The organism is Streptomyces tateyamensis (genome assembly GCF_003205575.1).
GTDB lineage: Bacteria > Actinomycetota > Actinomycetes > Streptomycetales > Streptomycetaceae > Kitasatospora > Kitasatospora tateyamensis.
Map to the genome: position 1 here is coordinate 36,727 of NZ_PYBW01000005.1, position 14,940 is coordinate 51,666.

At 73.9% G+C, this 14,940-nt stretch carries 11 protein-coding genes and 2 pseudogenes; 6 read left to right on the plus strand and 7 right to left on the minus strand.

The features are described 5' to 3' along the window. Positions 1-68: 68 nt before the first annotated feature. From C7C46_RS00855 to C7C46_RS00865, 3 genes are all read right to left on the minus strand, one after another. On the minus strand, positions 69-3,548 hold the full coding sequence (locus tag C7C46_RS00855) for a hypothetical protein (RefSeq protein WP_245983960.1): 3,480 nt from the start codon (positions 3,546-3,548) through the stop codon (positions 69-71). A 134-nt stretch (positions 3,549-3,682) separates the two neighbouring features. Next, complete coding sequence (locus C7C46_RS00860) at positions 3,683-6,262, minus strand: collagenase (protein ID WP_110664582.1); 2,580 nt, start codon at positions 6,260-6,262, stop codon at positions 3,683-3,685. Positions 6,263-6,663: 401 nt separating this feature from the next. Further along, the gene (locus tag C7C46_RS00865) at positions 6,664-7,167 is read right to left on the minus strand and encodes an SMI1/KNR4 family protein (RefSeq protein ID WP_245983962.1); all 504 of its coding nucleotides are present in this window, start codon (positions 7,165-7,167) and stop codon (positions 6,664-6,666) included. A gap of 60 nt (positions 7,168-7,227) precedes the next feature. Here C7C46_RS00865 and C7C46_RS00870 point away from each other — a divergent pair, with 60 nt between their 5' ends. Together C7C46_RS00870 and C7C46_RS00875 are read left to right on the plus strand one after the other, a co-directional pair. Continuing rightward, entirely contained in the window at positions 7,228-8,214 is a 987-nt protein-coding gene (locus C7C46_RS00870) for a patatin-like phospholipase family protein (RefSeq protein ID WP_110664584.1), read from the plus strand. Positions 8,215-8,413: 199 nt separating this feature from the next. Next, the gene (locus C7C46_RS00875) at positions 8,414-8,752 is read left to right on the plus strand and encodes a P-II family nitrogen regulator (RefSeq protein ID WP_110664585.1); all 339 of its coding nucleotides are present in this window, start codon (positions 8,414-8,416) and stop codon (positions 8,750-8,752) included. 75 nt (positions 8,753-8,827) lie between these two features. Here the strand turns inward: C7C46_RS00875 and C7C46_RS37180 are convergent, their stop codons facing one another. Then, positions 8,828-8,953, minus strand: coding sequence for a hypothetical protein (locus C7C46_RS37180; protein WP_281278509.1), 126 nt, complete (start codon positions 8,951-8,953; stop codon positions 8,828-8,830). Positions 8,954-9,348: 395 nt separating this feature from the next. Between C7C46_RS37180 and C7C46_RS00880 the strand changes: the two genes are divergently transcribed. Further along, positions 9,349-10,191 carry a glutamate ABC transporter substrate-binding protein gene (locus tag C7C46_RS00880; RefSeq protein WP_146258945.1) on the plus strand — a complete coding sequence of 281 codons (843 nt, stop codon included), beginning with the start codon at positions 9,349-9,351 and terminating at the stop codon, positions 10,189-10,191. A 90-nt stretch (positions 10,192-10,281) separates the two neighbouring features. Here C7C46_RS00880 and C7C46_RS00885 read toward each other — a convergent pair whose 3' ends face one another. Further along, positions 10,282-10,698: a hypothetical protein gene (locus C7C46_RS00885; RefSeq protein WP_245983964.1), complete on the minus strand. Its 417-nt coding sequence runs from the start codon at positions 10,696-10,698 to the stop codon at positions 10,282-10,284. 104 nt (positions 10,699-10,802) lie between these two features. Continuing rightward, a pseudogene (locus C7C46_RS00890) lies at positions 10,803-11,366 on the minus strand (cytosine permease); the annotation flags it as partial. Between the two features lie 143 nt (positions 11,367-11,509). On the opposite strand from C7C46_RS00890, the gene C7C46_RS00895 reads away from it, so the two are divergent. Together C7C46_RS00895 and C7C46_RS00900 are read left to right on the plus strand one after the other, a co-directional pair. After that, the gene (locus C7C46_RS00895) at positions 11,510-12,202 is read left to right on the plus strand and encodes a TetR family transcriptional regulator C-terminal domain-containing protein (protein ID WP_110664665.1); all 693 of its coding nucleotides are present in this window, start codon (positions 11,510-11,512) and stop codon (positions 12,200-12,202) included. Positions 12,203-12,440: 238 nt separating this feature from the next. Continuing rightward, positions 12,441-13,184: pseudogene (locus C7C46_RS00900) on the plus strand (amidohydrolase); the annotation flags it as partial. A 130-nt stretch (positions 13,185-13,314) separates the two neighbouring features. Here C7C46_RS00900 and C7C46_RS00905 read toward each other — a convergent pair. Continuing rightward, positions 13,315-13,581 (minus strand): hypothetical protein, encoded by a 267-nt coding sequence (locus C7C46_RS00905; protein ID WP_110664589.1) that lies wholly within the window; start codon positions 13,579-13,581, stop codon positions 13,315-13,317. A gap of 393 nt (positions 13,582-13,974) precedes the next feature. Between C7C46_RS00905 and C7C46_RS00910 the strand changes: the two genes are divergently transcribed. Next, the gene (locus C7C46_RS00910) at positions 13,975-14,880 is read left to right on the plus strand and encodes an ABC transporter substrate-binding protein (protein WP_181442121.1); all 906 of its coding nucleotides are present in this window, start codon (positions 13,975-13,977) and stop codon (positions 14,878-14,880) included. Positions 14,881-14,940: the final 60 nt, after the last annotated feature.

Below are 14,940 nucleotides of genomic sequence, written 5' to 3' on the forward strand. Positions count from 1 at the left end.
TGCCCGGTGTGCTCCACCGGGACGCGAACCGGGCGCTGACGCCCGCCACTCCCCCGGTCACTCCACCCTCACTCCCCCGCCGTCACCACCCCCAGCGCCGCCTCCCGCACGTCCGGCTCGGCGTGGCCCCGCAGGGCGCGCAGCTGGCTGCGCCACTCCGGGAGCCACTTGGTGCGCGCGCCCAGTGCCTGGGTGAGCGCGACCGCGAGCAGGCCGGCCGAGTAGGTCCCGCTCGCCGCGAGGCGTTCGGTGGCGAGCAGCAGGACCACGGGGTCGCCGGGGTGGCCGGCCGCGCCGAGGCGGGCGCGAACCGTCTGCGCGGTGCGGGCGGCCAGCGCGGGGCGACCGGTGTGCAGCTGCGCCAGGTCGTCCAGTGCGGCCGGCAGCTCCGCCGCCGGTGCTTCCAGGTCCAGCGCCGCCGCCCGCAGCTGCACGCCCTGCGGGAGGAAGTCACCCGCGGCACAGAGCAGTTCGCCGGCCTGCCGAGCCGCGGCCGACTGGCCCGCCGAAATCCGCGTGGTCGCGGCGGTGGCGAGCCGCGCGACCAGGTGGCCGATCCGCTGGCGGGCCGGGCGGTCCCGCCCGGGGGCCGCGTCGAGTTCGACCGGGACCGCGTCCTCGGCGGCGACCAGCGCGGCCAGCACCGCCAGCAGCGGGCCGGACCCCTCCGGTGTGCTGGTCAGGGTGACCAGACCGTCCGCCACCGCCGGCCAGGACGAGCGGTTGCCCAGGTCCACCGCGGTCGCCCGCAGTAGCTCCATCGCCTCGGGGTACCACGGCGCCCAGCGGGCCAGCAGGGCGATCGCACGGTCGGCAGTCTCCCGCTCCGCGCTGCCCACCACCTGGCCGACCAGCCGGGCGTACCGGGGCCGGTCGCCGACCGGGAGTTCGTACGGGGCGGTGCGGAGCACGGCGCCCTGGGTGACCGGCAGTCCGGCGGCGGCGAGTTCCAGCAGCCGCCAGGCCAGCGGCGAGCGCAGCAGCCCGGCCGCCACCGGCACGCAGGCGGCCTGCACGTCGCGGTGCTGGTCGGGCAGCTCGTACACCTCGACGAGCAGCGCGGCGGCCTCGGCGACCGGCAGCAGCGTGGCGGCGAGGCGGACCAGCTCCTTGCGGCTGGTGATCTTGGCGCCCGGGGCCGGCGTGCCGCCAGCAGCGGGGAGCAGGGCGGCGCGCAGCACCTGGGCGAGCCGGGACGGCGCGACGAACCTGGCTGCCCGCCCGGCCGCGAAGAGCGCGACCCGGGCCCGGTCGTCGCCGGCGTGGGCCAACAGCAGCGGCAGCGCGTCGGCCGGACGGTCGGTCCACACCAGCGCCCCGAGCGCGGCCTCGGCCAGCACCGTGTCCAGGGACTCCAGGTAGCGGCCGACCAGATCGAAGCCGACCTCCGGCACGGCGGCCGCGGTCCGCAGGTGCCAGGCCCGGTTGTGCTTGGGCAGCGCGGCGTCACCGACCGCTGCGGTCAGCAGGCGGGCGGCCGAGGCCTGCTGGCTGGGCGTCCAGCGGTCGATGCCGTGGATCGGCGGCAGCCAGTGCGACCCCGGGGTCAGGAACCTCCCGTACGGCGGCCGCTCGCCGAGGACCAGGTGCAGCAGGTCGGTCCGACGGTGGGTCAGCACCCCGAGCACGGCCGGCAGGACGGCGGCGGAGGGCTCGAGTTCCAGCACCCGCACGGCCCGCTCGGACCGGGTCCGCGGGTCCTCCAGCCACAGTTCCACGGCCTGGCGCACCGTCGCGTCGTTGCCGAACTGGACCGCCTGCCAGAGCAGTTCCTGCAGCCCGGACAGCCCGCGGGCGCGGCGGCCCAGCGCCCGGGCGAGGGCGAAGGTCAGCGTGTGGTCGACCTTGTCGGCGCCTGCCTCCAGCCACGGCAGCAGCGCCTGGAAGACCGCCACCTCCTGGCCCCGGCGCAGCGTGCGGTCCAGTCGGCCCAGGCCGGCGCCGCCCAGCTGGCCGGACAGCTCCGTCAGGGTGGCCAGCGCCCAGCCGATCAGCGCCTGCTCACCGCTCACCGCGTGCTCGCGCAGCACCGCGACGGCCAGCTCGGAGAGCGACAGCCTGGTCCGCCAGGAGCTGTCGCGCGCCTCGACGGCGTCGGTGGCCAGCCGCCCGAGCGCCTCGGCGACGGCGCCGGTGAACAGGCGCGGCGGCACCTCGGCCAGCGCCGCCAGGGCGGGTGAGCGGACCGGGTCCTGCTCGTTGCGCAGCCGCTGCAGGTCCTGGAGCAGCTCGGCGACGGCGGCCGGCTGTCCGGACCGGGCGGCGTTGCGCACCAGCAGCGGGTAGGCCACCGCCCGGTCCTCCGCCGCCGGGCGGCGGGTGGCGGCCAGCAGCTCGGGGCGAGCCTCGGCGACGGGCAGGTGGGCGGTGGCGGTCAGCACGACAGCCCACGGCGCGCCGCGTTCGGCGGCCTGGGCGGCGATCCTGCGTGCCTCGGCCTGGGCGCGCGGGCGCGGCAGGGCCGTCAGCAGAGCCTCGCTGAACTCGCTGCGGCCGAGGTCCTGACCGGCGGTGGCGGCGTCGAAGAAGTCGTTGCGCCGGGACGGCGGCAGTGCGCGCAGCAGCAGGGCGAGCGAGTCGGGGCGGTGGCTCCAGGCCCGCCCCAGGTCCAGCAGCTCCGGTGCGCCGAGCCGGGCCACCCGGCCCAGCGCGGTGCGCGACAGCGGCACCTGCAGCGCTGCGGCGCGCCGTTGCGGCGCGGTGAGCAGCCGGATCGTCCGCCCGGGCGCGGCCCGCAGCAGCTTGCCCAGACCGGCCCGGACCGGCCCGGGGAGCTGCGGCGGGCAGTGCTGCTCCAGCAGCTCCAGGACCCGCAGCGGACGGGCTTCGGCGGTGGCGGCGAGTGCGTCGGCGTTCCGCTGCCACCAGGCCGGGCGGGACTGCTCGGGCAGCTCGGCGAGTTGGCGGGCGATCTCGTCCAGCAGCAGGTCCGGATGGCGGCTGCCTATCGCCTGCCAGCGCGCCACGGCCAGGAAGAGCCCGGGCAGCAGCCGGGCCACCGCCTCGGGCCCGCAGCCCGGCAGCAGGCGCGCCGCCTCCTGGTCGCCCCAGGACTCCCGCACCGATTCCAGCAGCCGCTCGGCCAGCGCGGTGCGCCCGCCGGCCACCACCGCGTCGGCGATCTGGCGGCGCACGGCGTACGGCGCGTCGTCCATCGCCCGCTCCAGGGCGGCGTCGCTGACGGGCAGTCGGAGCGAGGCCTTCAGCGCCTGGGCGCGCACCCCGCCGTCCGGGTCGGCGAGCCGGGCCTCCAGGAAGGCGACGTCACCGGCGATGGCCGCGCCGACCACGGCGAGCGAGCGCCCGTAGCGCCCCCGGGTGCCGAGCTCCGTCAGCACCGGCCCGAGCTGCCCTGCCGACGCGCCCTCGCCCACCCGCTGCCTGGTCCACCCGGCCAGCGCCCGCATCCGCTCGGGGTACGCGAGCGGTTCGAGCTCCGCGAGCAGGCGGTCGACGGCGGCGCGGGAGTCTGCGGCACTGGAGTCTGCGGCGCGAAGGTGACCGGGACGGGAGTCGTCGGGACGGGGGTCTTGAGGCACGAGGGACATGCGCACCATTGTGGTGCGCCAGGTCATGCCCCTCCCACCGGTTTTCGCGCGCCCCGGGTGCGCGAAGCTCGGACGCGCGAGGCCCGGGCGGGCCGCTGGACGGCGGTCCGCCCGGGCCGACGCCCGGTCAGGGGTCAGAACTGCGTGCTGACCGTCACCCCGCTGAAGTCGGTGGCCGCGTACAGGCTGACGTACCGGTAGCCGGCGGTCGGGTTGGTCACCGTGAGGGTCTGGGTGGTGCCGGGGTTGGTGGAGGAGGCGGTGAAGGCGCTCGGCGAGGCCCAGGTGCTGTCGTTGTAGTACAGGTACGCGGTACCGGTGCCGCCGGAGGTGGTGACCTTCAGCGTGCTGGTGCCGGCCGGCAGGTAGACGTACTTGTAGACCAGGTTGCCGGCGGTGGCGGACTGGTTGGACCGGGAGCAGTTCTGGCCCATCGCGTCCGTCCGGGGGTCGGTGCAGGTCGGCAGGGTGACCGGGCCGGCGCCGGTGGTGACCACGGCCGAGGCGGGGTTGCTGTCGGACTTGCCGCTGCTGTCGGTGACGGTCAGCGCGACCGTGTAGGTACCGGCGTTGGCGTAGGTGTGGGTCGGGTTCTGCAGGTCCGAGGAGGTACCGTCGCCGAAGGTCCAGTGCCAGGCGGTGATCCGGCCCGGGCCGGTCTGCACCGAGGTGTCGGTCAGGCTGACCGTCGCACCGTTGACCGACTGGGTGAACAGCGCGGTCGGGCCCTGCGCGTAGCAGGCACCGGCGGCACAGGCGGTCAGCCAGGAGTCGAAGTCGGCGTCCAGGCTGGTGCCCAGAGAGTTGTAGACCGCGTAGCCGCCGGTGTAGTCACCGGTGCGGAAGTGGCCCAGCATCGACTGGATCACGTCGGGGTGCTTCTCGAACATGTACCGCACCGCCAGGTAGCCCCACGGGTAGGTGCGCACCGAGTCCGAGTTGTCGTAGCTGTTCTGGAAGATGGTGCTCAGCTTGTAGGTGTGCTTGGCCGCCTCGCCGAGCGCCTGCTGGTCCGACAGGCCCCGGTAGGTGTAGGACTCGTACTCGGCCACGCCCTCGATCCACCAGATGTCCGGCACCGAGATCTCGGTGCCGAAGTTGCCCTTCATGTCGTAGATGCCGTCCAGGTAGTGCGTGTACTCGTGGTTGAGGTTCCACACGTTGGCCGGGAAGCTGTCGTTCCACGACTTCTGGTACATCACCGACACCGGCTTGTTGTTCGGGTCGGTCGGGTCCATCACGGTCTGTCCACCGTTGTTGGTGGAGTTGTTGAAGATGGCCCAGGAGTAGGTGAGGTAGTCCGCCTGGTTGGCGAAGACGGCCAGCGTGATGCTCCGGCCGTACGCGTTGACCGGGCCGCTGTCCTTCACCAGGTTGTGGAAGAAGGTGTCCTCGCCGCGCAGGCTGGTGCAGACGGCGGCCAGGTCGGCGTCCGACAGCGTCTCGGTCTGGATGCTGCGGTTGTCGCAGACCAGTTGGTGCGGCAGCACCGCGGCGGTCAGCTTGGCCGGCAGGTTGCACACGTCGAAGTACGAGCAGCTGGCGGCGTCGTACTGGTTGGCGTTGAAGGCGACGTGCACGTAGAGCGGGCCGGTCGGGCCGGTGATCTGGATCCCGTCGAGCACCTGCTTGACCAGCGGCTTGGCCGCCGCCTCGACGGCGGGGCCGTCGCCGGCCATCCGGGCCAGGTCGTTGCCCGCGTTGACGTCCAGGAAGGAGTTCGCGGTGGGCAGCAGGTCCTTGTGGTTCTGGGTGAACGCCGCCAGCGAGCTGATCAGGCTGTGGTCCGCGGCGATCGCGTCGACGAAGCCGGTGTTCCAGTTGCCGCGCCACAGCGGCGCCCAGAAGATCGCGTTGACCGCGTCGACCATCTTCGGCGAGGCGTTGTAGCTGTTGTTGTAGGCGGCCAGCACCTGCTGGTAGAGCCCGAGGTAACTGGCCTGCAGGTTGGCGCTGTCGGTGAGGATCAGCACGTCCTTGAGGACCTGGCCGTTGTTGTCGTTGACGTCCCGCCAGTGCGGGCCGGCGAAGAAGGCGTCCATCCCGGCCTTGGTGGCGGCGGTCAGCGTCGCGTCGTAGCTTCCGACGGCGGCGGCGTTGTACGACTGGACGTAGTAGCCGGCCCGCAGGAACAGCACCAACTGCCAGATGCCGGTGGAGTTGTCGCCGGTGTAGCCGGCGGCCTGCTGCTGGAAGGCGTTCGCCACGGCCAGCATCTGGGACTGCTTGAAGACGGCGGTCGCGTCGGGGCCGGTGAGGTTGAACAGGCCGTTGACGCAGGCCATCGTCGAGGCCTGGACGAAGCTGACCAGGGCGGCGCCGGTGCGGCTGCCGAAGTCGGCCGGGGTGCAGGTCTGGGCGGTGGCGGGGGCGGCCGCGGCGCCGGCGGTGGTCGCCGGCCCGGCGGCGCCGGCCGGCTTGCGGGCGGCGGTGCTGGGCCCGGTCTGCAGGGTGGTTCCGGCGCGGTGGCCCATCACCGCCTGGCCGAGCAGGGCCGGGGGCAGCGGGGCGGCGACGGGGGCGGTGTCCTGCGAGCCGTCGGCGACGGTGCCGCCGAGCGGGCCCGGGACGACGGCGGTGGCGGAGGCGGTGTGCCCCGCCTTGGCGGTGGGGGCCGCGGCCGCCACCGCCGGGGTCGGCAGCAGGGTCGCGGCGGTGGCACAACCGGCCAGCAGTCCGGCCATGAGAGTGGGGAGTTGTATGCGCGTGCGCATGAGGCGGTCCTAACTCCGGGGGGCACTCGACGGGTCTATGGGGGCCGGTCGGGTGGGGGAGCCGCGAGGCAAAGGGGAATTGACGTGGATCCTGACACAGAATGACAGTCAGAACAATGTCACAGTTCATATGGCAGCAATGAACGGCTGAATCTCCGTCACCAAATACCATCAATCCCTCACAAATTGCCCCAGCTGCCGGGCCCCGCCCGGCCGACACGACAAAGAGGGCGGGCGCACCAGGTGCGCCCGCCCTCCCAAGACCTGTCGCCAGAGGCGACCCGTCGTCACCTCACGCGCCGCCAACGGCGGCCCGTGGTCACGTCACCCGTTTCTCCACACCTGCCCCCGCCCGTCGCGTTGCACCGCCCGTGGTGTCCCGCGTCACGGCGGCGGGGCCGTCAGCCGCTCCCGAGCCAGGCCAGGTACCAGTCGCGGAAGTCCGGACCCGGCGTCAGCGCGCCGCGGACCTGATCGTCGAGCCAGACCTGGCCGGCGCTCGGCCCGGTGACGACAAGTCGGGAGAACTGGCCGCAGCACCCCTCGCCGATCACCAGACTCCCCGTCACCGCGTACCCGTCGCGGCGCAGCCGGGCGGCGGTGTGCGGGAAGGCGGTGGCCAGGAAGCCCGGCCGCAGCGCCTCGGCCCGCTCGCCGTGCAGCACCCCCGCCTCGTCCACCTCCTCGAACAGGCCGAGCACCCCGTACTCCGGGCCCGCTCCCCCGTCGGCCACCTCGGTCAGGAAGCGGCGGTAGGCCTCGGGCAGCCGCACACCGTGCCGGTGCTCGAACTCCTCGACCGCGGCGCCGCTCAGCGGCTCCCGCAGCCGGTACCGGTGCCGGTCGGCGCCGAACCGCTGCTGCTCGAAGTCGCCGGCCGCCAGGGCCGCCACTCGTGCGCGCACCTGTGTGCTGTCCCAGCCCATCCGGTCGCTCCACCCCCTGCTGTCGCTTCAGGCGACCTTATGATACTCACCGGTACCGATCCGAAGGTGAAGGTGGACGACGTGGCACCGGAGAACCCGCACGAGGTGCTGCGGATCCTCACCGAGCGGGCCGCCGCGGGCAGCAGGCCCGGGGCCCGGACCGACGGGTACCGGGTCGCGCTCGCCGTCGAGGGCGGCGGGATGCGCGGGACGATCTCCGCCGGGATGGCGCTGGCGGTGCACGAGGCGGGGCTGCTCGACTCCTTCGACGCGGTCTACGGCGCCTCGGCCGGCGCGATCTCCGGCGCCTGGCTGCTCAGCGGCGCACCCGAGCTGCTGCGCGGCTGGGCCGACCCGGTCTACGCGAGAGCGATGATCCGGGTCGGCAACCCCTGGCGCGGGCGTCCGATCGTGGACATGCACCAACTGGTCGAGCACGTCTACGTGAACGTGGCCCCGATGGACTTCGCCACCGTGCTGGCCAACCCGATCACCCTGCACCCACTGGCCACCGACGTGGCCACCGGCCGCGCCACCGACCTGCGCCCGTACCTGGCCGCGCCCGCCGACCTGCGGCTCGCACTGCGGGCCAGCGCCGCGCTGCCGCTGCTGGCCGGGCCGCCGGTCGAGTTCGCGGGCCGGCGCTGGTTCGACGCGGGCCTGGCCGAGTCGATCCCGTTCCGCACCGCACTGGACCAGCAGGCCACCCACGTCCTGGTGCTCCGCTCCCGCCGCGCGCCCGCCGCCGTGGCCGTGGCCGTGGCCGCACCCTCGCGGGGCTCGCACCTGGTGGCCCGCACCGTCCTGCGCCGCTACCCGCAACCCCTGCGCACCGCCTACCTGGCCCGCGCCGAACGCCTGCTCGCCGACGACCTGCTCCTCGACGCCCCGCACCCCGCCGTCCTCTCGGTCCGCCCGGCCGCCGACTCCCCCCAAGTGGGCCGCCTGGCCAAGGACGGCCCGCTGCTGGAGGCCGCGTTCGAGGCGGGCCGCGCAGCCGTGCACGCGGCGCTGGCGGCGGCGTGAGCGCCTGACGGCGCTTCGGTTCCCACCACGACACGGCGCTACCTCGGCCTGGCCCGCCCGAGGCCCGTCCCGTCCACCGGCCTGGACCGCGCCGCCCTGTGGAGAGCGCGTACGATCACGGCGTCCCGGGCCACGGCGCGTCGGCCCCGCACACCGGCTCGCTCCCCCGCCCGCCCTCCTCCGACAAGGCCGCCCGCGTATGAAGCTGATCACCGCTGTCGTCAAGCCGTTCCGGCTGGATGCCGTCCGCACCGCCCTGCTGGAGCTCGGCGTCCACGGACTGACCGTCACCGAGGCCAGCGGCTACGGCCGCCAGCGCGGCCACACCGAGGTGTACCGCGGCGCGGAGTACCAGATCGACCTGGTGCCCAAGGTGCGGATCGAGGTCGTGGTGGAGGACGAGGACGCGGATCCGGTGATCGAGGCGCTGGTCGCGGCCGCCCGCACCGGCAAGATCGGGGACGGCAAGATCTGGGCCGTCCCGGTCGACACCGTGGTCCGGGTCCGCACCGGCGAGCGCGGGCCCGCGGCGGTCTGAACCGGGCCCCGAGGGCGCGGGGTGACGGGTGTGCCTGGCAACGGCAAAGCACCTCTCACCGGCGGGCCCCGACCGTCAGCGCATCAACTGCCCGGCGAACGCGCCCGCCAGCGCGCCCAGAGTGCCGATCAGCAGGACGGCGACGACGATTGCCGTGATCCACACGGCCTCGTCCTCGCGCTCGGCCTGGCTCCTGCGCATCGCGCCCACCCCATTTCGCCGTACGGTCCGTCCTCGTCCACCACAACAACGTCTGAATGCCAGTCATTTCTCCGCGCACGCTCTCCCGAAACCCCGCGCCCTCGCACCCCCACGCCCGCGGCCTCGCACCACCGCCTCCGCAGGCTCTCCCGTCCGCGAACCGAGCTGCCCGCGGAACCGAAGCGCCTGCGGAGCGCGTCCTTCCGCTGCCATGCTTGGCGAGTGCACCGCCGTGGACCGGAGGAGACCTGATGCAGCAGCCCGAGAGATCTCGACTGCCCTTAACCGCAGGGGTGTTGGCCGCTCTGCTGGCCACCGCGGCGGCAGCCTGCGGAGCACCGGCGCCGGCCGGCCGGGCCGGCGGTGCGGCTGCCCCACGCCCGGGTGGAGCGGGGGTGAGCGCCCGTCAGGCCGCCGACCTGAACTGCGACCCGTTCGCCAGCGCGTACCCGCCGAGCGGTGACGAGAACGGCGCCACGATCAAGGCGATCAAGGCCCGCGGGGTGCTCAACGCGGGTATCGACCTGAACGACTACCGCTGGGGCTACCGCGGGCCGGACGGCAAGCCCGCCGGCTTCGACATCGACCTGGTGAAGGCGATGGCCAAGGCCCTGCTGGGCAGTGCGGACAAGGTCAACTGGGTGGCGCTGCCGAACGCCAAGCGGATCCCGGCACTGCAGAGCGGCCAGGTCGACGTGGTGGTGCACACCATGACCATCACCTGCGACCGCAAGCAGCAGGTGGCCTTCTCGACCGTCTACTTCGTGGCCGGCCAGCGCGCCCTGGTGCCGCGCACGGGGCATCAGGCGGGCGAGAGCGTCGACCAGGCGCTGGCGGGGCGCCGGGTCTGCGTCTCGGACGGCTCCACCGCGCAGGACCAGCTCAAGCAGAACTCACGCGGCGCCGGTTCGGTGGTCGCCCTCACCACCGACCTGGACTGCCTGGTCAAGCTCCAACTCGGTCAGGTGGACGCACTGCTGACCGACGACGCGGTGGCGGCCGGCCTGGCCGCGCAGGACCCGCAGACCATGGTGGTGGGCGCCCCGATCACCCAGGAGCCGTACGGGATCGCGCTCCCGCTCACCGCCCCCGACCTGGCCTCCTGGGTCAACCAGTTCCTGGACGGCTACCGCCGGGGCCCGTGGCAGAGCGCCTACGACACCTGGCTCGGGCCGTACCTGCGCAACGGCGCCCAGGGCGACACCGCCAACCCGCCGCCGGCCAAGTACGGCCGCTGAGGCCGTTGAGGCCGCTGAGGGGCTTCCGCCAGTCGGACACCGACCGGCGGAGGGGGCGAGGGCCCCGGCCCCCTGCCCCCTGCCCCGGTCTCAGCCCCGCACGAACTGCCCGCGCAGGTGGCTGCCGTTGACCACCACGGCCACTCCCAGCAGCGTCAGCCCGCACAGCACCTGCTCGACCTTCATCCACATCGGGTAGGGCGCGGTGGACACCACCCACACGATGGCCACCACCACGATCGGCGACAGGAACCGCAACCGCCGGTAGGCCCGGTAGGAGCCCTTGGCAGCCCGGTCGACCAGCCAGAGGGTGATCACGGCGCTGACCGCCACGCCGATGCCGCGGCCCCACATCGCCGAGGTGGTCGCGGAGTGGTCGTGGCGCACCAGCGCGATCACCACCAGGGTGAGCAGGCTGAGCACCAGGTAGCCCTGCACCAGCAACCGCACCGTGCGGAACGCCTTCACGGTGTCGGGGTGTTCGCGGTCGAACTGCGTCAGTGTCATGGTCCTCATCATGTGCCGCCCGCACGCCCGGCCACCAGTGTGACGGCGCACCGACTCCGTCTGACAAACGTCAGGTCGGCGGGCGGCAGGCTCGCGCAGCGCGGTCAGCCCGCGGCGGGCCGACGGCGCGTCAGCGCCAGGTACAGCCCGGCCGCCACCAGCACGCCCACCGGCAGCGACAGGTCGACCCCGTCCAGCGCGTGCGCGACCGGGCCGGTGTACAGCGTGGTGTGCAGGCAGAGCACGGCCGCGGCGGTGGCCGCCACCAGCGCGGCGGCACCGGCCCAGTTGACCCCGCCCCGGTACCAGTACGGGCCACCCGGGTGCTGGTCGGTCAGCCGCACGCCGTCGTACCGGTTGCGCCGCCACAGGATGTCCACGGCGTAGATCGTCATGCTCGGGCCGAGCAGCGCCACCGTCAGCTCCAGCATGTTGTTGACGGTGTCCAGGAAGTTGGAGACCAGCAGCGCGTACAGGGTCAGCGCCACGCCGAGCGCGCCGTCCAGCGCCACGCTGCGCGAGCGCCGCACCCGCAGCCCGACCGCTAGCAGCGCCAGGCCCGAACTGTAGGCGGTCATCGCGTTGTTGGCGATCGCCCCGAGCACCACGGCGAGCAGGAAGAGCGGCTGGAACCAGCCCGGCAGGATGCCCTCCAGGGCAGGTCCAGGCCCAGCAGCACCAGCGCGCCGCCGACCACCAGGCTCAGGTAGCTGACGTTGGGCGCGGCCCAGACCGCGAACAGCTCGCGCGGCCGGCCGTGCCGCTCGCCGTCGGGGATGTGGTCGATGCCGTGGGCCTGGAGTGCATCACCATGCGCCGGGTCGCGGAGGAGCTGACGGTGCGTCCGGGCCTGATCAGCCACTACTTCCCGGTGGCCGAGGAGCTGGTGGCGGAGGCATTCGGCACGGCGGCCGGCCAGGAGTTGGACGAGCTGCTGCCGCCCGGCCCGGGCCCCGGCGCGCTGCTGCCCGCCGGCCCGGAGCTGGACGAGCCGCTGCCGCCCCGCCCGGAGCTGGACGAGCCGCTGCCCGTCGGCCCGGCCCCCGGCGCGCTGCACCGGCTGGCCCGCTTCTTCGGGATGACCGGCGGCCCGCGCTACGACGACCTGAGCCGGCTGTGGCTCAACGCCCGCCACCTGAGCCGGTTCCGCCCGGTGCTCGCCGAACGGGTCGCCCACCAGGAGGCCCGCTGGCGCGAGCGGCTCACCGCGCTGCTGTCCGACGGGGTGGCCGAAGGCAGCTTCCGCACCGCGGACCCGGGCGTCGCGGCGATCCGGATCCTGGTGGTGCTCGACGGCCTGGGCGCCCATGCGAGCACCGACCGCAGCAACCGGCCGCCCGCGGTGACCGACTTCGCCGCCCACACCGCCGAACGCGAACTCGGCCTCCCCCAGGGCGCGCTGCTCGCCGCCGCCCGCGACGGCCGCACCGGCGGTGTCCACGCCGACGGCCCCGAGGCCGGCGACCCCCACCCCCGCGACTCCCGCTCCCGCGACCCCCAGTGAGGACCCCCCCCGTGCCCGACCCCGGCCCCACCCCGCACCCCGAGCTGATCCTGCTCTCCGCCCGCCTGCTCGACCCGGCCACCGGAGAGTTGCTGCCGCACCGCGCGCTGGCCGCGCGCGACGGACGGATCAGCGCCCTCGGCTCCGACCAGGAGCTACGGGCGCTGGCCGGACCGGCCACCCTGGTCATCGACCTGCGCGGCGCGGTGGTCACCCCCGGCCTGGTGGACGGCCACGGACGATCGACAACGGAACCGCCTGGCTGGAGCAACCCGACCGCCAGGGCGAGTCGACCCACGCCTTCTGGCCCGACCCCGCCGGCTACGCCCGCACCGTGGCCCGGCTGCACGCCGCGGGCGTGCCGACCGCCACCCACGCGATCGGCGACGCGGCGGTCCGCTATGCGCTGGACGCTTTGGAGCAGGCGGGGGCGCGCCGCGGCGGCCCGGTCCGGCACCGGATCGAGCACATCGAGACCGTCCCCGACGCCACCGTGCGCCGCTTCGCCGAACTGGGCGTCACCGCCTCGATGCAGCCCACCCACTGCTGCGAGTACACCCGGGCCGACCACACCGACAACTGGTCCCGCCGGCTCGGCGAGGAGCGTGCCTCGCGCGCCTGGCGCTGCCGCGACCTGTGGGAGGCGGGGGTGCGGGTGGCGCTCGGTTCGGATTGGCCGATCGCCCCGTTCGCCCCGCTCGCGGTGATGGCCGGCGCCCGCCACCGCCGCCCGGCCGACCTCTCGCTGCCCCCGCACGGGCCTGCCCAGGCTCTCACCCCGTTGCAGGGCTACACCCTGGCCCCGGCCTGGCTGGCCGGCGAGGAGGAGCTCGCGGGCCGGCTCGCCGTCGGATACCGGGCCGACCTGACGGTCTTCGCCGACGATCCGCTCGCCGTCCCGGACACCGAGCTGGCCGGGCTCCCGGTCCTGCTCACCGTGCTGGCCGGCCGCCCGACCCACCGGGCGGCCGCACTGGGCTGACCGGCGTCCACCGGGGCAGCGCCGCGGCCCGGCCGTCCAGCGGCGGGCCGCCGGCGGTCCGGAGCCGACCCGCCGTCAGTCGGTGCTGCTCCCCGTCGGCGGTCCGGGTCGAAACCTCACGCAGGCCCCGTCACTTGGCGGAGCCGCGGCGGACCACCGACCCGGCCAGCAGGTAGGCGATCACGGCCACGCCGTAGTCCAGCAGGATCTGGCTGACCCGGTTGTGCGTGGTGAAGATCCCGCGCGACCAGCCCGCCAGCCAGTTGGCGGCCTGCTGGACCCAGTGGACCACCGCGAGCCCGGTGTTGGCCTTGGCCAGGTCCAGCACGATCCACACGTTCAGTATCACCACGGACACCGCGATGGCCGCCCGGATGGTGCTGCTCAGCGTCTTCATGACAACCGCCCTCGTTCCGCTCTCCCCGCTCGGACATCTTTCCGGGTGGGCGGCCGACCGCCACCCCCTAGAGTCCCGTCATGTCCCCGAACTGGGGCGGCAAACCGTTCAAGTGATCAGTGCTGCGCCGATCGACCGCCGCCGGACGGTCAACCCGCCGGTGGGGCGACCGGCCGGGGCATGACCGAGGTCACACGGTTCTGGTGTACGCGAAACAGTGGTTATAGTCTGACCGGCCATCGCGCCTTCGGGCGTCACGGGGATCGGCAGGGGTTGTGGCGGCGGCACCCCCCTGCGCTCCTCGGGATCAGGGGTACCGGCAGCGTTCCATGCCTGTCAGGTCCCCGACGAGACGCCCCTGTGGATTCGAACCCTCCCGGAAGAGCACTGACGATGACCCCCAACTCCCATCGCCGCAACGCCGCCCTGGTCGTGGTGGCCGCCGGCAGCCTGCTGCTGAGTGCCTGCGGCTCGGGCAGCTCCGCCACCAAGTCGCTGCACGACCAGCTGCCCGCCGCGATCCGCAAGGCCGGCGTGATCAGCGTCGGCGCCTCCTTCACCGCCGCCCCGGTGGTCTTCAAGAACTCCCAGGGGCAGCCGGACGGGCTGGACCCGGACCTGGCGGCGGCCCTGTCCAAGGAGCTCGGCGTCACGCTGGAGTTCCACGACGTGGGCGCGTTCGCCAACGTGCTGCCCGGCCTGCTGTCCAAGCAGTACGACGTGGCGATGTCCGGCATCACCGACACCCACGAGCGCGAGAACGGCCTGGACGCCGACGAGAAGCCGGTCAACGCGGGCAACGACTTCGTCGACTACTTCATGGCCGGCGTCGGCATCGTGGTGCACCGGGGCAACCCCGAGGGCATCAACACGCTCGACAAGCTGTGCGGTAAGACGGTCGCGGTGAAGAAGGGCACGATCCACGACACGCTGGCCAACAACCAGCAGAACGCCTGCACCCGCACCGGCAGCCCGCTCAAGATCCTGGAGGTGGACGCCGACACCACCCTCCAGGACGACGTGCGCACCGGCAAGGCCGCCGCCTACCTGACCGACTACCCCAAGGCGCTGTTCCACTCGGAGACGGTGGACAACGGCCAGACCTTCCAGGTGGTCGGCCAGCAGCTGCAGCCCCGCCCGTACGGCATCGCGCTGCGCAAGGAGGACACCGTGCTGCGCGACGTGCTGACCAAGGCGGTCGAGCGGCTGATCCTCAACGGCACGTACGACGGGGTGCTGAGCAACCGCAAGCTGCAGGACGGTGCGATCCCGGCCGCCGTGGTCAACGGCAGCGACTGAGCGGCGGTACTGGTCGAACGGGGCGGCCCCGTCAGTCGTTCACCGGCGGCTCGCGCCGGT